The sequence below is a fragment of the Dyadobacter sp. 676 genome, assembly GCF_040448675.1.
Lineage (GTDB): Bacteria > Bacteroidota > Bacteroidia > Cytophagales > Spirosomataceae > Dyadobacter.
Genome location: NZ_CP159289.1, coordinates 5121254 through 5137724, shown reverse-complemented (window position 1 = coordinate 5137724; position 16471 = coordinate 5121254). Strand labels below are relative to the sequence as shown.

Genomic DNA, 16471 nt, shown 5'->3' with positions numbered 1-16471 from the left:
TCAAAAAAAGCCGACTGCCGATAGTCGAAGTCCTGTCAACCTCTCGGCTACCTGCCAACAGTGGAAGTCCCCCTTATCGCCGCTTTCAGAATCCCGTCTTCCGACGCTTCACTCGCTAAAAACTCGCCTGTCAGACGGCCTTCCGACATCACCAGTATCCGGTCCGAAATGGCCAGAATTTCGGGTAATTCCGACGAAACCATTAAAATGCCCAAACCTTCGTCGGCGAGGCGGATGATGAGTTTATAGATTTCCGTTTTGGCATTGATATCGATGCCACGCGTCGGTTCGTCGAGCAGGAGCACTTTCGGACGTGTCGCCAGCCATTTGGCAAGTACAATTTTCTGCTGGTTGCCACCGCTGAGGTTCCGGGCCTTTTGCTCTTTGGACGGCGTTTTAATGCGTAACTCGCTGATATAATGATCGGCCAGCTCACATTCTTTCGAATTATTGAGCGTGCCAAAGTTTTCCATTTCCTCCAACGTGGTGAGACTGATATTGTTTTTAACCCCCAGTCCCAACACCAATCCATCTTTTTTCCGGTCTTCGGGTACGAGCGCGAGCCCGGCCGCGATGGCGCGTGCAGGGGAGTCGCAACAAACGGATTGCCCGGCGATGACCACCTCTCCGGAGGCATGCGCGGGGTACAACCCGAAAATCGATTCCAGCAACTCGGTACGTCCTGCGCCCATCAGACCAAAAAGGCCCACAATTTCTCCCTTACCTATATTAAAAGAAACATTACTAAGCACATTACCCGCCTTCACACGGCTTTTCAGGTTCAGGTCCCTAACTTCCAGTAATGCCTCGCCGGGCGCACGATCCGTCGTTTTGCGCATCACGTCGATTTTCCGACCCACCATTTTGCCGATCAGCAAATCCTGTGTCATACCGGCCATTTCGCCGGATTCGATACTTTTACCGTCGCGGAGCACTACGTAGCGGTCGGCAATGCGAAAGAGCTCGTCGAGCTTATGGGAGACGTAAACGACGGCCTTATTCCGAGATTTGAGATCAGCAATAATATCGAACAAAACCTCTACTTCCGCACCGGTAATGGCCGACGTCGGTTCGTCCATAATGATCAGCTCCGCATCTGTAAGCAGTGCCTTCGCGATTTCGACGATTTGCTGCTGGCCTACCTTGAGTTTAAAGACCCGGACATCCGGACTGACTTTTAGCCTCAACTGGTCGAGTAGCTCCTGGGTGCGTTTGCGCATGCGGCTTTTATCCATCGTGCCATACTGCGTCACCAGTTCGCGGCCGAGGAAAATGTTCTCGGTAATCGTGAGATAGGGTATTAAATTGAGTTCCTGGTGTATGATCGCAACGCCCTGCTGCTGGGCGTCCTTCGGGCCCGCAAACTTCGCCGGTTCGCCTTTGTAGTACATTTCCCCTTCGAAATCGGGGTAAACACCGGAGAGTATCTTCATCAATGTCGACTTCCCTGCGCCGTTCTCGCCAATCAGCGCGGTGACTTTCCCGGCTTCCACCGACAGCGAAACACCGTCCAGCGCGACTACACCGGGGAACCGCTTCGTGATATGCTTCGCTTCCAACAATGTCGTTGTCATGGTTTTTCGATTTGGAGACTTACCGGAATAATTTCGATGTTGTCGAGTTGGAGATGCTCGCGGTTCAACTCGATGGCACCATGGAATGACACCCGATCTCCCTTTCTGACGCCGGATTTAAACGGTGGCACCACCTTTTCGCGGATCAGCTTGTTGATCTCCGCCGATACATTGTTGAAATCCATCGAATTCGTAAAAGCGTCGATATCGATCGCGCCCGATGCATCGCGGACGGCGTTGCCGAAAATGTATTCCGTAGCAATGCGTGCCCGGATATTTCCGACTTCCACGGCTACCTCGTTTTCGTCCACGCCCGTCACCACGCCTTGACCTTTCACGAGGAAATAGCGGATATTCCCGATGCCAAGCGCGTGTGAATGCTGCGCAAATGCTTTATCTTTCTCCGTTTTCAGTTGGGTAACCAATGCATTCAAATCCGCGGCTTTCGACAAACCGGGCATTAACTTTTTGTTCCAGAAATCTCGGGCATAACCCGCTGCATCGAACGTCTCGGCACCGGCCTTCACTTCATCCAGTTTCCTGAAATACACCGAATTATAAGCCAGTAACGCAAACACGGCCACGTAAAGCAGGTATCGGATCGGTTTGGGCATAGCTATTGTTTTTCGCCGTAAGCGGCATAATTTTCGACATTATCCTTTTTTACCAGCTCCACGGCTACCGGCATCTTGCGCGGGAAGTCGCGTTTACCTTTGAAATATTCGTCGGCGAATGTGGCGGCAGTCTGTGCCATCACTTCGGGGAACTGCATGCCGGTTGCCATAATTTTGCCGTCCTGAATGGATTTCACCACGTCCTCGGCCCCGTCGAATCCAAAGACCTTCACGCGATCGGCCTTCCCTGCGGCCACCAACGCCTGGTAAGCACCCATGGCCATGGCATCGTTCCCGCAAAAAACACCGTCGATATCGGGATGCGCTTGCAGAATGGATTCCATGACTTCCATCGCCTTATTCCGGTCGAAATCGGCACTTTGCTGCGCGACCATTTTCAGACCCGGGTAAAAATCGACCACACTATGAAAGCCCTTCGAGCGGTTCCAGGTGTTGTTATCGCCCACCATCCCGAGGATTTCCACATATTTTCCCTTCTTATTCAAAGTCTCGACGAAGTATTTTCCGATCGCCACGCAACCCGAGTAGCTATCCGACAAAATCTGCGAGGTAGCCGCGCCGTTCGCATTCACTTCGCGGTCCATGCAAAACACCGGCACACCCGCGGCAACCGCATTCTTCACATTCACAATGGAGCCGTCGGCGTCGGTGGGATTGAACAGGATCGCGTCATACCCCGACGCAATCGCGTTGTCGAAATGGTCGGTTTCCTGGGCGGTATTATTCTGGGAATCAAAAATTTTGGACTCGTACCCCAACTGCTTCGCTTTCGCTTCGGCTTTCTGAGCGAGAAAAACGAACCACGGGTTATTCAGCGTCGAAATGACGATCGCGATCTTTTTAGGTTCGTTGTCGGGCCGTTTTGTTTTACAACTACTCCATCCCAGTCCGAAAACAATGCACAAAAGCGCTATCCGGTAATATATGCTGGTCTTCATGTTTCAATGGGTTCAGGCGCCCCTTACGGGTACACGGTCACGATCACGCGCCGGTAGCGCGTCAGCGAAGGCGCACCATCGTCGGTTACGGCCAGTACCACGTGAATGGTCTCGGGTTTCTCCACCTTCGGAGCCACAAAAGAAGTTTTCGCGGCCTTTACATCCTTTATTCCGAGCGGTTCCTTGCTATTGTAGCTGCCGGGCTCGGGGTAATAGATCCATTCGTAAGCCAATACATTGCCGTCGGGGTCCTGCGAGCCTTCGGCACTAAGCTGCACGGTTTCACCCGACTTGGCGGTGATGCGCGTACCGCCTTTCACGGCCACTTTCGGCGGGTGGTTGGCCTCCTTGTAAGGTTTGATTGTCCAGTCCATTCGCGCCGCGAAATCGTGCTGAAAGGCCTCGCGCCACCGCCAGAGCGTGGCCTTGTTGCTGGTGTGGTAAGCGCCGTCGACGCCCTTCACTTCGTCCATAGCGTCGGTATAGATCGGCCGGGTTTCCGGCTCGTAAAAATATTTGAGCGTACGTGGCGTGTAGAGCTCGTACCTTCCGCCCCAGCCGCCGTATTCGGGATGCTCGGGGTCGTTAAGGCCATTATTTACCAACCCCAGAAACGAGGGCGTGTCGCCTTCCATCAAGAATTTGGTAAACGGATATTCCTTGCCCAGCGGTCCGTGGCTGCGCACGTGTTCATCGAGCCAGGGATTGTCCACGATTTCAAAGTTGGCGCCCGCGAAACGGCCGTGAAATTTATCGCCGCTGATACCCGACCACGTCGCATAATGGTAAGCCCCCGCCGCATGGTAACCCGGGCTGCCGACATAAAACAGATCCGGAAAAGTCTTGCGGATCCACGGACCGGTGTCGTCCTGGTCCGAAATGGTATACATTCTTATTTTGGATACGAATTTCTTCACATCTTCCGGCGACCGGGTCATTCTTACCTTCCAAAGCGCCTGTGCGAGGCAGTTGGCTCCGCCCCAGACGGGGATCCACACCGGCCGATCGTCCTTCTTGTCAACGACTTTGATAATCCATTCCGAACCTTCCGAATCCTTGCCCTTGCCTACCGCATTCATACCGAAGTCGGGATAAGCGCTTTTGGTAACACTCAACAGGTAGTCTGCTTCGGGATAACCTTTTTCGTGCAGCAGCAAGTTTGGACGGACTTTGCGGTAAGCCTCGATGAGCTGCCTGATCTTTTCCGGCGCAACGCGTTTTTGCTGGTGTATGGAAGTTGTTGCTACCAGGCCCTCGACATCCCATTGGTTGGAATAGGTCAGAAAGCGGATCATCGATTGCGTGTCGTCCGGCTCGTTTTCAATGTCCGTCAGCACCAGTACGCGGTGCCTCGGCGTATCCACGCCGGGCGTATCCACGCGGGGCGTATCCACGCGGGGCGCATCCACGCGGGGCGCATCCTGCGCGTACGTGACGCCGGCAAACAGCAATGCGGTGCCGCAGCACATTTGTCTTATCAGTTTCATAAATTTTGACCAAATAACCCTATTTGAGAAACCCCTGGTTGTATAACGACTTATTAACCGTCCGGTTACACCTACACGGGCGGCCGCTTAGCCGATCAGGCCGAGCGCCGCGGCGGCAATGCCTTCTTCCGAAATACCGTAATGATTGAAAATTTCCGTCTGAGAGCCGGTAACCGTGTATTCGTCGGGAATACCAATGATTTTGAACCGGTTATGAAGGCTATTCTGGATCAGAAAAGAAGCACACGCCTCGCCCAGTCCGCCGTAAATACTGTGCTCCTCGACCGTCACGATGGGCTGCCCGGAAGCTGCAATATTTTGTAAAAGATCGTAGTCGAGCGGCTTAATCGTGTGCATGCTCACTACCGTAGCAGAAATATTATTCGCACGTTCCAGCTTCTCGGCCGCCAGTAATGCAGGCGCCACGGTTTCGCCCGTTCCGATAATGGTAATGTCGGTTCCCTCGCGGACAATACGCCCTTTTCCGAAGGCGAACGTCCTCTCTTCCTCCGAAAGCAGCGGCATCGGCTTCTTGCCGAAACGGATGTAGACCGGCATACCGGTGTCAGCAGCCAGCAGAATAGCCTGTTCGGTTTCGAAATTATCCGCCGGAGCCACTACGATAAGATTGTGGATGGTGCGTAATACGGCGAAATCGTGCAAGCTGTGGTGTGTAGAACCCAACGCTCCGTAGCTCACGCCCGCACTGATACCGATGAGTTTCACCGGGTTATTGGAATATGCCACATCGTTCTTGATCTGCTCCAACGCCCGCGCCGTCAGGAAGCAGGCCGGCGAAACGGCGAAGACTTTTTTACCTGTGGAAGCCAGGCCCGCCGCAACGCCCACGAGGTTCTGCTCGGCGATCCCGACCTCGATGATCTGGTCGGGAAATTGCTGGCCGAACGGCACCAGCTTGCCCGAGCCACGCGAATCGCTCGTTACCACGATAATATCCCTGTCGGTTTGGGCGAGTTGCTGCAATGTGCCCGAAAAAACTTCGAGGTTGGCGCGTTGGCTCACGCCTATGTTTTCGATAGTCGCATCCACTATTTCTTCAATTTAAATTCATTGTCAGGTATTGGCTCACGCCAGCGTTTCTTCCAGCAGGTCCAGCTCCTGTATCGCCTCGGCGTACTGCCGGGTATCCGGCACGCCGTGGTGCCATTTCAACTGATTCTCCATATAACTCACCCCCTTGCCCTTCACGGTGTGCGCAATAATAAGGCTCGGTTTACCCGCCTCGAACGGCAACGCATCGAATGCGGCCATCAGCTCGCCGATATTGTGTCCGTCCACATGCCGCACGGCCCAACCGAATGCTTCGAACTTCCCGTCGACCGGGTCCGTATTGCACACGGCGCTGGTGGGGCCGGTGATTTGCAAGGTATTTTTATCCAAAATCGCGCACAGGTTGTCGAGCTTGTAATGCGAGGCCGACAATGCGGCTTCCCAGTTGGACCCTTCGGGCAACTCGCCATCGCCCAGAACGGTAAAAACGCGGTAATCGCGTTTGTCGAGCTTGCCGGCAATGGCAGTCCCCACACTCAGCGAAAGCCCGTGGCCCAATGCGCCGGTATTCTGCTCGACCCCATGGACCTTGCGCGTAGGATGGCCGATATAATGTGACTGGTACTTGCACAAAGTTTCCAGATCGGATTCAGGAAAAAAGCCACGCGAGGCCAGCACTACGTACAATGCTTCCACCGTGTGTCCTTTGCTCTGGATATAGCGGTCGCGGTCCGGCGAGTCGAAACGCGCTGCGTCCACATTCATCGTATAATTGTAGAGCACATTCAAAATATCGATACACGACAGGCTCCCGCCGGTATGGCCAGCCTTGGCCTGGTAGATATATTTGAGTATTTTTTTGCGGTACTCCACCGATTTCTGCGCCAGTTCCTTTTCCGACATGACTTTTAGCATTAGTCCGGCCTCGCGGCCGGTATCCGTAATTTTCCGATAGTTCAGGGTTAGTTTTGCGAAACGAGGTCGGGGTCGGGCACGCGGGTTGCGAACGGCTGCTGCGCGGGTTCATCGAACACCTGCACCTCCCAGCCCATATAATTGCCCAATGCTTCTTTCAGAATGCCGGCAGTTTTCGACGCATTCATTACCACGTGGTGCTCGAAACCATTGCGGCAGACGTAATTCATAAGATTTTGCAGGTTCGGGATTTCAGCTACGGCACGGTTACCGAAGGTTTTCAACGAATCGTCCGTCAAACGTCCCTCGCCTACATACGCCTTCATGATCCCGCGCGGGTCGTCCGTGCTGATGCGCCCGTACGTGAGCGGCATCGCGGGCGTGCGACCGGCCAATGCGCCCCAGGTATTCTCCTCTCCCACCGATGTCCCCAGGATCGGCGCCGTCGCGATTTCGATATCCGGCAAAAACGACTTCGCCCAATTGCCGCAATGGAAGAGCACGCATTTATTTTCGTCGTTTGCGTAATTGTTATTCCAATCCACCAGCGCGCTCGGCGAGCCCGAAGCGAGTTGCAGCGCATACATGCTCAATGTTCCCGTCACATCCACCTCGCAGCCGCTCGGCATCATATTTTCGCTCATGATGCTCATGCTTGTGCACACATTGCAGCCGTAATTCTGCTGCACCGACGTCCAGCATTGAATGGCCGTCGCGTCCAGCGCATTCGCTTCCATAAATTCACCCAAAACCACGTCCAGCTTCGCCATCTGGATCAAGGCCTCGTCAGGTGTGCGCCCGCGTGAGGCATAGGAAGTGATTTTGTCCAGACGTTCCTTCACCTTCGAATCCTGGGCCGTGAGCTTATTCGCATTGCCCAAAATCTCCGACAGATCCACCGTCACGACTGAAATGCCATTGCGTTGTAAAATCTTCTCGCTGTAACGCACCGTGTTGAACCCGCCCGGACGAGCGCCGATAGCGCCGATCCGCACATTACGAAGCCCTTTGGTTACCCGGCACACCGCCACGAAATCGTTCAGATCTTTGACGAACGAAGGATCGGTCGGATGTACGACGTGCCTGGTTGTAAGCGTATATTTAATACCATATTGATACAAATTATTGCAGGCGGAAATCTTCCCGCACCACGAATCGCGGCGGCGGGCCACATCCAGCTTGTCGAGATCGTCGGGGTAACCCTGGACCAACACCGGCACATTCAGATCGGCCAGCTTGAGCGTTTCGGCGATGCCGCGTTCATCCCCGAAATTGGGCAGAACCACCAGCACGCCAATAATCTCATCCCGGTACGCCCGGAACAATGCCGCGCATTTCTGCGCATCCTGAAACGTTTCGACCCCTCCGAGCTTCGTAGCTTCGGTATCGAGCATGACGCCGTTGATATTCAATTTTTTCAGCAAATCGACGATCTCCACCCGCGCCTCGGCCACCAGCCGGTCCGGAAAAAAATCCCTGTTGCCAATAATTACTCCGATACTTTCTTTCATGTTCATGGGTTTGATGGCTGTCGGCTATCGGCCGTCGGCTGTTAGCTTTAAGCTATAAGCCCTAAGCTTTAAACTTTTTTTATTCACTCATTCAATCATTCACTCATTCAAAATTCAATCCTCCTACTCCGCAATAATCAGCTCGATCTCATTATCATGAAAAACCTGCTGGAACTTCTCCTCGATGCCCGCGTCGGTGATGATATAGTCGATCAGCGACAGGGCGCCGAGGCTTGCGAATGCACTTTTGCCGACCTTGGTCGAATCGGCTACCAGGTAAGTCGTATCCGCCGCGTCGATCATTGCCTTTTTCACGACCAGGTCGCTGATACTCGGATAGGTAAGTCCGGCTTTAAGCGATAATCCCGCCGTTGCCAGGAACAGCTTCTGCACATTGAGGCCTTTGAAAAAGTCGGCCGCTTTCTGACCCGTCAGCGACAAGGTAGGCGGCTTAAATTCCCCGCCGGTCATGATCACCTCGATACCCGTTTCGGCACCGAGAATCAACGCGATATTCAATGCGTTGGTGATCACTGTCAGATGCTTGTTGCTGCCTCTCAGCTTCTTCGCGATCTCCGTCGTGGTCGACCCGGAGTCGAGAATGATCGTGTCGCCGTTCGAAATAAATTCCAGGCATTTCGCGGCGATCAGTTCTTTCTTATCGAGGTTTTCCTGATTGGCGAGCGAGAAATTGCGCACCTGGTCTTCGACATTCTTCAAAAACGCCCCGCCGTGTTCCTTGATCACCAGGCCGTCCTTTTCGAGCTTGTCCAGATCCTGCCGGATGGTCACCTCGGTCACTTTAAAGAGCCTCGCCAGGTCGATCACCTTCGCCGAGCCGTCTTCTTTTAACAGTTCAAGTATTTTTTCTCTTCTCTGATTTGCCAGCATTGTATCAACTTTTGTTTTTTACCTAAAAATAGGCGGAAAAGAAACAATCCGTCACATACCGACAAAAAATAAACCTATTCACAGCTCAAATAGAACGCTTAAACTTATCAAAAGCAAATTTACGTAAATAAAAGAAAATAAAAATAGAAAATTGAAAATAATAGTGAATTATTGTGCTATTATTTCTTTGTTTAACAACAATGGGATTACTTATGCTTGATTTCGATGTTTCATTCCTGCAATACTCATGTATTATGAAAAAGCTTTTCACCGGAATGCTCCTGCTGGCAGCCAGCACGTTGGCCGCCGCCCAATCCGAAAAAGAAGAAAAACTGCCACCTCCTGCGGCAACCGAGGACTGGTCGTTTAAACCCCCGCTTGTAACCCCGGGCGAAACGTGCGCACAACCGCCTTCGGATGCCATCATTCTGTACAGCGGCCAAACGGACCTCGCCAAATGGGAACACCCCGACGGCTCGGCCGTCAGATGGAAACCCGACGGCGACGCGCTGGTTATCGTGCCCAGGGCCACCGATATCCGCACGAAACAAAAATTCGGCAACATGCAGCTACACGTCGAATGGCGCACGCCCGATCCATCCGAAGACAAGGATTTCAACCGGGGCAACAGCGGCGTGCTCATTATGGGTCTTTACGAATTGCAGATCTACGAATCCTGGAACTACAACACCAAAATCTACTACAACGGCCAGGCCGGCAGCGTCTACAAACAACACACGCCACTGGTGAATGCCGCCCGCAAGCCGCAGACCTGGCAGACTTACGACGTCGTTTTCGAAGCACCTGTCTTCCGCGCCGACAAAACCGTTGAAAAGCCTGCATACATGACCGTTTTCCACAATAATGTATTGATTCTAAACCACGTGGAATTGAAGGGACCCATGGTTTACCAGGGCTATCCGAAGTACAAGTACCACGATGCGAAGCTGCCTTTGCAATTGCAGGAGCATGGAAGCCGCGTGAGCTTCCGGAATATCTGGATCAGGGAGTTGTAGAGTACCGTTTGATAAGCGGGAAATTGCACTTGAAAACAACATTTCAATCAAATCATTAAGGTTTTTCAAATTGAAGCTGTAACTTCAAAAAACAAACTGGTGGTTATCGTTCTCACAGGGCGATCAGATCGTTTTGTATCAATAATCCGGAGCTGGAAATCCCGTTAGACAAATGGTATGTTGAGACCCTGAATGCAGACTGGCCCAATTTCGCAGCAGTCAGGCAGACTTTCAACTCCGCTGATTCGGTGGGTAACGCATTGTTTGTATTTAATATGGGTGGTAATAGGTGCAGGTTGATCGCTCGAATCATATTTAGGACACGAACAGTGTACATTCGTTTCATTGGCACACATAAGCAATATGATGATGTAAATTTGTCTGCGTTATAAGACATTGGTATGGAAACTTTGCAATCAGAGAAAAAATACGAGGCGGCACTTGAAGAACTCAACCGCTTGATGAAAAAGGGGGAGGGCAATATTTCTGATAAGGAAGCGGACAGAATTGAAACACTCGCGTCAGCAATTCAGGCATATGAAAAAGTGCACTACCCTTTCCCGATGCCCAAATCGATTCCTGAAATAGTCGAAAGAAAACGTTTTGAACTCAATTTGACGATAGCCGGCCTTGCCGATTTACTAGGACTGGGAAAGGACAAACTCTCACAAATCCTGAACGGCAAGCGTGAACCGGATGTGCCTTTCCTGAAGGCCGTTTATCACAAACTGGATATCGATCCCGGCGTATTGCTGGACAATGCCTAAGCGCAACACGAGGCCGAGCCACCGGGGCAAAGCGGCCACCTGTTGGAGCTCCGCTCATATTGGCGCGTTCAAATCTTAATCACTATGCTCATTTACAGAACCGGAGGCGGAATTACGATGCCGCGGGGGGCTCGGCAGGTGCCTTCCGGATTGGTCGTATTCGGTATTGCCACCAATATTTCGTCCCTGACGGGGCTTGCGTTTTACCAAACCGATCCCGCCAGGAATGAAAACATCGGTGGCAAGATCGATACAAAAACTACCCCGGCGTACCGCTAGGTACGCGACAACGGGTACACAGCGGCGCTCCCTGCCCCAAACGTGAAAATCAGGCCCCGAAGCCGACGTTACCGCACCAGCGGTAGCCATACCGACATATCCCCGTGCCCCCGGTTTCCCCAGGCGTAGTATGGAACCAGCCGCACAGGAATGGTTTTCGGTGTCCCGACTGCAACTTCGCGATACAACTTGTTGTCCCAATCCGAATTGTCGAGGAGCAGAGCGTCGCCTTGCAGGGCCATTACGGGGCTGTTTTCAATGGTCAGCGGAGCTGGTTTGAAATTGTTTCTAGCTGCGATAGCAACGTCGAAAATGGTTTTACCCTTCGGTAAATCAACGGATTCCACGCAATACACTACCGGACCGCGTTTCACGGCCACCTGGTTCCGGGTTTCTTCTACCAAAGGATTCGATTCGATCAGTTTTACGGGCATATCGAGCGTCAGTTCGATTTTATCGCCCGATTTCCACGCTCGCTTGACCTCCGCGTAAGAGCCGGAGCCGGGTTTTGTATTTTCTTTTTTACCATTAACTATTAAGGAAGCATTGCTGCACCAGTCCGGAATGCGAAAAAATAGCGCTAATGCGTTTTCCGGTGCTTCGTCGATAGTGACGGAAATTTTCCCGTTCCACGGATAATCGGTCGTTTGCGTCAGGCGCAAATGTCCGCCTTTAAATGCTGTCTTAAATTTATTCCCGCCATACAAATTGAAGAAAACACCGGCGTCCGAAAGGCTGTAAGCATATTGGCTCACCTCCGCAACGGTGCGTACGGTGTTGGGCGGGCAGCAGTTCGATTTGGAAATGTATGCCTGCCGGTCTTTTTCCCAGCGCTGTTTGAAGGGCAATGCGTCGGAATAAGCCAGAGGATTGGTATAAAGAAACTTATCACCTTTCAAATTAATACCCGACAACACGCTGTTGTACAAGGCAAGCTCTACAATATCTGCATATTTGGCTTCGCCGGTTATCTGCAGCATGCGCCAGTTCCAGAGGACATTACCGATGTTGGCGCAGGTCTCGTTGTGCGCGGTAAAGTTGGGCAGCTGGTAATCGCGGCCATAGGCCTGATGGATTTTCTGGACTTCATCGGGCTTATACGAAGTACCATCGGGAGAGACGCCGTCGTAGAGCGCCCCGCAACCGCCGGTGACGTACATTTTATGTCGGGTAACGTCGTCCCACATCGTATGGAGCTGCGCGAGCAACGCTTCGTCGCCCGTCTCCGCATACACGTCCGCGACGCCCGCGTACAGATAGTTGGCGCGCACGGCATGACCCATCACTTTGGTTTGTTTCAGGAACGGGATACGGTCCTGGTTATCGTCCGTGCCTTCGGTGGCTCCTTTAATGGCGATCAGGTGCTTTACCAGCGTGAGATACTTCTCGTCGCGCGTGGTGCGGTAAAGCTCCGAAAGGCCCATATAATGCGATGGGCAAATGGCGTTGCGGCTCTGCTCCGCCGTGGCCGAGTTGTAGAAAGCGACAAGAAAACCGGCAGCCTTTTTTAGCGACATCGAGCAGGGTATTTTTGCCCGTAGCGCGATAATGCACGCAGGCGGCGGTCATCAAATGCCCGAAATTATAGGCCTCGAAACTCAGACGGTCGGCGAACATTTTACCCTCGCCGTTCTGCTTTTGCCCGATAATGGCTTTGGTATAAATGTACCCGTCCCCACGCTGCGCTTTGGCGATTACAGCAATGGCCTTGTCCATGAGCGCATCCAGCTTCGGGTCCCTGGTGGCGGCATACAGACTGGCTACCGCTTCGAGTGTTTTGTAAAAATCCCCGTCGTGAAACGAAGGCCCTTTAAAGTTGCCCGGTTCGAGGCCGGCGGCAATCTCGAAATTACGGAACGAATGACTGACATCCGGGTCGGTATAGGTTTTCCATAGCTGCGGCACCATGGTTTCCCGGCATGCCTTGAAACGGTCGGCCCAAAAGCCCTGCGTCCACTCGACGGCCGTCAGATCCGCACCATGGAGTTTCGCGAATTTACTTTGCGATGTATTGACAAGGGCTTTTTCCTGCGCAAATGCATTGAGCCCCAGCCCGAACGAGAGCGCTATGATGGTTTTGGCGGTCTTCATAATTTCAATAATCGGAGATGCATTATCATACAAAACCGCATTCAAAATGGCTTGGTAATCAGATAATCAATTTCAAAAACAGCTTCCGGGTCCTTCATCCCGGCGTTCGGAAGGTCGTACATCTGATCGGTAGGTGTATCGGCGTCGGGAAAGCGACGGGTATTTCCCGTGCGGAATGCGATCCGGCTCACCGATTCGAGCGGCGCAAAAAGCACACCAGTACCAATCTGTTTGCCGTTTACGACAACGGTGTAAAGCCGCGTTTCGGTGTTGGCTTGTACCTTAATGTCGTAGCGCTGTCCTTTCCGGTAATTCAACAAGGTTTTGTTGCGGTAACCCGCCTTTAACCTGAAAACACCGGCCGAGTCAAAAGATAAACGAATGCCCGGCATACCTTTGGCATCCAGAAATTCAATGTCGAGCAAACCTGTGTTGTTTTGGCCCGCCGTAACAGAAAATTCAGCCACCAGCTTTTTCGTCGCGGGGATCACACGCTCGACGCGCGAGTAGTCGAAATGATCAGAATCCTTCATAATCAATACCTTACCATTTACACCTTTACCAATAGCTGCCTGCGCCTGCAACGGGCTGTAAACATTCCATTCGGCGAGTTCCTTGCCGTCGGGCATTTGCGCAAAGCGGTCGGAAGCGTGTTTTTCAGTCTTATCGCGCACGGGAACCGGAATCTTCGAGACCCAGATATCCTCCTTGTTCATGCTGTAAGTCACCCAAAGATTGCCGTCGGGCGGGGTGCCGTCGCCTTCGGAAATGCCACGAACATATTGCGGCCCGTAGGATTTGTAATTACCACCATAGCGCATGGAAGTAATCTCGCCATTCACCAGCAGCAGGTTTTTGTAGTTCAGCCCATCGTCGCTAACAGAAACCGCAAGCGGCCAGCGGAATTCCGAAGGATTGTAGACCGTAGCATATTTTCCGTCCGACGTTCTCTGGCCCCAGATTTTTGCATTGCTGTTCACAAATCCCGGCGCACGTTTGGGATTGTACAGCCAGGTTTTACCTTCGTTTTTACTGATGCTCGTCAATGCATTTTTCCAGAGCCCCACTACCCGTCCATCCGGCAAGTGGTAGTAGCTGAGTGCCTTATATTCACCTTTCAAACTGATCAGCGGGTCATTGCGGTCGGCCTCTTCTACCCATTGCTGGATTACCAGTCTATTGGAAAGGAGTTCCTCGCAAGCCTCCACAAAGCCTTTGTCCGTACTTTCGGTGTACATCGGGTAATCCGAAGGCTGCTTCCAGGACGCATTGTGGCGTATGAAGTAGATCGGCCCGTAAGTCCCGTCTTTTTTGATTTCCCGCACTACCCTGCCTATCCCCTGCCCATCGTTCGGGTCGTCTTTCGCGTCGAGCACTATTCCGAAATAGCCGAGCGTCAGCAACCGGCCGCTTTTGGAAACATAAAAGCCCATCCGCTGGTGCATAACCGCGTATAAATCCTTCGCGACGCCGGGATGGCCATCTTTTTTTGTACCGTCGGGAATTTTATACGGTGGAAAAATAGCTACCGGTTTAGTCCAGTTCCGCCCGTCATCCGAAGTCTGTAAAAGCGTCTGTCCCGGCGGAATATGCTCACCTACCGGGTTACTCAGGTAATTCAGGTAAAATTTGCCGTTCCAATAGGCCAGCATCGGCGCATGGTTATAGGTCCAGGTAATGGCCGAATCCCCGCCGGGGTCCGTTCGGTTAGCGCGCAATGTCTGGTACGAATGCACACCGATGGCCGCACTAAGCTGGCCGTGATGGTAATCGACGTTCACGAGCGTTTTGCCGGTATAACGGACGGTATCCTGCGCATTTACGGCGCCCATAGCCAGCCATAAGCCCAGCAAGGCTGTTAATTTTTTCTGCATAATCCTATTTTTCCAACACCAAAACCCAATCGTTCCCGTTTCTAACCTCTCCGGGCGGGTCAAATATTTTGATTCCCTTGTTTTCGAACTTCCCCAAAACGACGGTTTGCCCCGTCCGCGGGTCGTACCAGCTTGCATTGACTTTCGCCCCGCCGATCTTACCCATATTCACCTTCATATTGCGGCCGTTCCAGGTGTAAATCAATGCGTAATCCCTACCACGGGTCGCGAGCAGGCGATCGTACCGTTCGCCGTTTTCGGCAATAAGCGACTGATCGGGCACACGTTCGAAATAGGGTTTCGAGAGCATTAAGTTTTTCAAATGGACCATCTGCCCCGCGCCGGGATCATGGATTGCTTCGTCCCAATACGACACTTTCGGGTCCGGCTCCGGGTGGGTACGGGGGTTGCGCATTTGCATTACCGCATTGTTTCCATAGGTAAAACCGCAAGCGCCGGCAAACACCGACCAATAGGCATACCGCCGCACGTCGTCGGCCGTCCATACGGGTTGCGTTTTATCGTGCAGGCCATGCCAGATGTTTTCGTACGACGGCTCGCCGTCGAGCACCGGTTTTACCGGCCGGCGGGCGTAGTCGGCTTCCACGTAGCGCCAGTTATCCTCCCCATACCGCAAATCCCTGGCCTCGTTATCCTGGGCATAGGTACGGTGACCCGATTGAAACATATTGAAATCCAGCCACTCCCGATCGTGAAACCATTTCGAGGATTGCATCCTTCCAAACGGATGAAAGGTAATGAGATGGTTGGGGTCTTCGGTGCGAAGGGTACTGCCTATTGCGTCCCAAACCTCGGGAACGACGTCACCCTGAATATCGCCGCCATTAATCCACACAATATTCGGGTAGTCGCGGTAACGCTTTGCCAGGAACCGGGCGTAGGCTGTTGCCTGTGCAGCGCTGGTTTTCCCGTTTTTCACGGCATTGCCCCAGATCGGCACCATCCCTATTTTAATGCCCCTTTCCGCAGCCCTGCCAACAATGTAGTCGACATGATCCCAGTAGTCGTATTCCTCGGCATTCCCGAAAGAATCGCCCGGCGTGGTTTTCGGGGCGTCGAGGTTTCTGTTTATCAATGCCGAATCACCGTAAACATTCACCGAACGCAAAGCCTGCACCACCATTACCTGCACCACACTGAAACCCTTTTGCTGGCGATCGGCCAGGTAACGGTCGGCTTCTTCGCGGGTCAGGCGCGTAAAAAGCAACCAGCCGGTATCGGCAAGCCAGAAAAACGGCTTCCCGTCCTGATCGGCTAAAAACCGCTTGTTTTCCGAGATTTTCAGCGCCTTCGACTGGCTGTGAGCGGCCTTTTCAGTAACGATCAAAGCGGCGCAGAGAAGCGTCAGGAGTTTAATGTTCATGAGTTTGGGAGTTCATGAGTGGTGAGTTCAAGAGTTTAATGTTCATGAGTCTGTGAGTGTTGGGGTCATGAGTGAATACGCAGGCCTTCAATTCAAAC

General features: G+C 52.6%; 15 protein-coding genes and 1 pseudogene. 4 read left to right on the top strand and 12 right to left on the bottom strand.

What is annotated here, in order from left to right; all coding sequences use genetic code 11:
* Positions 1-47 precede the first annotated feature (47 nt).
* The 8 genes from ABV298_RS22855 to ABV298_RS22820 all read right to left on the bottom strand — a co-directional run bounded on the left by ABV298_RS22855 (position 48) and on the right by ABV298_RS22820 (position 8962).
* Complete coding sequence (locus ABV298_RS22855; protein ID WP_353718471.1) at positions 48-1574, bottom strand: sugar ABC transporter ATP-binding protein; 1527 nt, start codon at positions 1572-1574, stop codon at positions 48-50.
* Positions 1571-2188 carry a DUF2291 domain-containing protein gene (locus ABV298_RS22850; RefSeq protein ID WP_353718470.1) on the bottom strand — a complete coding sequence of 206 codons (618 nt, stop codon included), beginning with the start codon at positions 2186-2188 and terminating at the stop codon, positions 1571-1573. The genes ABV298_RS22855 and ABV298_RS22850 overlap by 4 nt, the downstream gene beginning before the upstream one ends.
* 2 nt (positions 2189-2190) lie before the next feature.
* Positions 2191-3147, bottom strand: a complete 957-nt coding sequence (locus ABV298_RS22845; RefSeq protein WP_353718469.1) for a D-ribose ABC transporter substrate-binding protein — start codon at positions 3145-3147, stop codon at positions 2191-2193.
* 23 nt (positions 3148-3170) lie between these two features.
* Complete coding sequence (locus ABV298_RS22840; protein WP_353718468.1) at positions 3171-4634, bottom strand: nucleoside hydrolase-like domain-containing protein; 1464 nt, start codon at positions 4632-4634, stop codon at positions 3171-3173.
* Positions 4635-4721: 87 nt separating this feature from the next.
* A complete protein-coding gene (locus ABV298_RS22835; RefSeq protein WP_353718467.1) occupies positions 4722-5684 on the bottom strand; it encodes a transketolase C-terminal domain-containing protein in 963 nt (320 codons plus the stop codon).
* 36 nt (positions 5685-5720) lie between these two features.
* Positions 5721-6548: a transketolase gene (locus ABV298_RS22830; RefSeq protein WP_353718466.1), complete on the bottom strand. Its 828-nt coding sequence runs from the start codon at positions 6546-6548 to the stop codon at positions 5721-5723.
* A 59-nt stretch (positions 6549-6607) separates the two neighbouring features.
* Positions 6608-8077: an L-fucose/L-arabinose isomerase family protein gene (locus ABV298_RS22825; protein ID WP_353718465.1), complete on the bottom strand. Its 1470-nt coding sequence runs from the start codon at positions 8075-8077 to the stop codon at positions 6608-6610.
* A gap of 117 nt (positions 8078-8194) precedes the next feature.
* Positions 8195-8962, bottom strand: coding sequence for a DeoR/GlpR family DNA-binding transcription regulator (locus ABV298_RS22820; protein WP_353718464.1), 768 nt, complete (start codon positions 8960-8962; stop codon positions 8195-8197).
* Positions 8963-9216: 254 nt separating this feature from the next.
* On the opposite strand from ABV298_RS22820, the gene ABV298_RS22815 reads away from it, so the two are divergent.
* The 4 genes from ABV298_RS22815 to ABV298_RS22800 all read left to right on the top strand — a co-directional run bounded on the left by ABV298_RS22815 (position 9217) and on the right by ABV298_RS22800 (position 11024).
* Entirely contained in the window at positions 9217-9978 is a 762-nt protein-coding gene (locus ABV298_RS22815; protein ID WP_353718463.1) for a DUF1080 domain-containing protein, read from the top strand.
* Between the two features lie 122 nt (positions 9979-10100).
* Positions 10101-10370 (top strand): type II toxin-antitoxin system HigB family toxin, encoded by a 270-nt coding sequence (locus ABV298_RS22810; protein WP_353723228.1) that lies wholly within the window; start codon positions 10101-10103, stop codon positions 10368-10370.
* 9 nt (positions 10371-10379) lie between these two features.
* Positions 10380-10745, top strand: a complete 366-nt coding sequence (locus tag ABV298_RS22805; RefSeq protein ID WP_353718462.1) for a helix-turn-helix domain-containing protein — start codon at positions 10380-10382, stop codon at positions 10743-10745.
* Positions 10746-10829: 84 nt separating this feature from the next.
* Positions 10830-11024, top strand: coding sequence for a hypothetical protein (locus ABV298_RS22800; RefSeq protein ID WP_353718461.1), 195 nt, complete (start codon positions 10830-10832; stop codon positions 11022-11024).
* Between the two features lie 68 nt (positions 11025-11092).
* Here the strand turns inward: ABV298_RS22800 and ABV298_RS22795 are convergent, their stop codons facing one another.
* From ABV298_RS22795 to ABV298_RS22780, 4 genes and pseudogenes are all read right to left on the bottom strand, one after another.
* A complete protein-coding gene (locus ABV298_RS22795) occupies positions 11093-12541 on the bottom strand; it encodes a beta-L-arabinofuranosidase domain-containing protein (protein WP_353718460.1) in 1449 nt (482 codons plus the stop codon).
* Positions 12542-12593: 52 nt separating this feature from the next.
* Positions 12594-12932, bottom strand: a pseudogene (locus tag ABV298_RS22790) (beta-L-arabinofuranosidase domain-containing protein); the annotation flags it as partial.
* Between the two features lie 224 nt (positions 12933-13156).
* A complete protein-coding gene (locus ABV298_RS22785; protein ID WP_353718459.1) occupies positions 13157-14989 on the bottom strand; it encodes a six-hairpin glycosidase in 1833 nt (610 codons plus the stop codon).
* Between the two features lie 4 nt (positions 14990-14993).
* A complete protein-coding gene (locus ABV298_RS22780) occupies positions 14994-16373 on the bottom strand; it encodes a glycoside hydrolase family 140 protein (protein ID WP_353718458.1) in 1380 nt (459 codons plus the stop codon).
* Between the last annotated feature and the right edge of the window lie 98 nt (positions 16374-16471).

Coding starts and splice junctions, on each gene's coding strand:
- ABV298_RS22855 (WP_353718471.1), bottom strand. CDS start 1,574: ATGACAACGACATTGTTGGAAGCGAAGCATATCACGAAGCGGTTCCCC.
- ABV298_RS22850 (WP_353718470.1), bottom strand. CDS start 2,188: ATGCCCAAACCGATCCGATACCTGCTTTACGTGGCCGTGTTTGCGTTA.
- ABV298_RS22845 (WP_353718469.1), bottom strand. CDS start 3,147: ATGAAGACCAGCATATATTACCGGATAGCGCTTTTGTGCATTGTTTTC.
- ABV298_RS22840 (WP_353718468.1), bottom strand. CDS start 4,634: ATGAAACTGATAAGACAAATGTGCTGCGGCACCGCATTGCTGTTTGCC.
- ABV298_RS22830 (WP_353718466.1), bottom strand. CDS start 6,548: ATGTCGGAAAAGGAACTGGCGCAGAAATCGGTGGAGTACCGCAAAAAA.
- ABV298_RS22825 (WP_353718465.1), bottom strand. CDS start 8,077: ATGAACATGAAAGAAAGTATCGGAGTAATTATTGGCAACAGGGATTTT.
- ABV298_RS22820 (WP_353718464.1), bottom strand. CDS start 8,962: ATGCTGGCAAATCAGAGAAGAGAAAAAATACTTGAACTGTTAAAAGAA.
- ABV298_RS22815 (WP_353718463.1), top strand. CDS start 9,217: ATGAAAAAGCTTTTCACCGGAATGCTCCTGCTGGCAGCCAGCACGTTG.
- ABV298_RS22805 (WP_353718462.1), top strand. CDS start 10,380: ATGGAAACTTTGCAATCAGAGAAAAAATACGAGGCGGCACTTGAAGAA.
- ABV298_RS22800 (WP_353718461.1), top strand. CDS start 10,830: ATGCTCATTTACAGAACCGGAGGCGGAATTACGATGCCGCGGGGGGCT.
- ABV298_RS22795 (WP_353718460.1), bottom strand. CDS start 12,541: ATGTCGCTAAAAAAGGCTGCCGGTTTTCTTGTCGCTTTCTACAACTCG.
- ABV298_RS22785 (WP_353718459.1), bottom strand. CDS start 14,989: ATGCAGAAAAAATTAACAGCCTTGCTGGGCTTATGGCTGGCTATGGGC.
- ABV298_RS22780 (WP_353718458.1), bottom strand. CDS start 16,373: ATGAACATTAAACTCCTGACGCTTCTCTGCGCCGCTTTGATCGTTACT.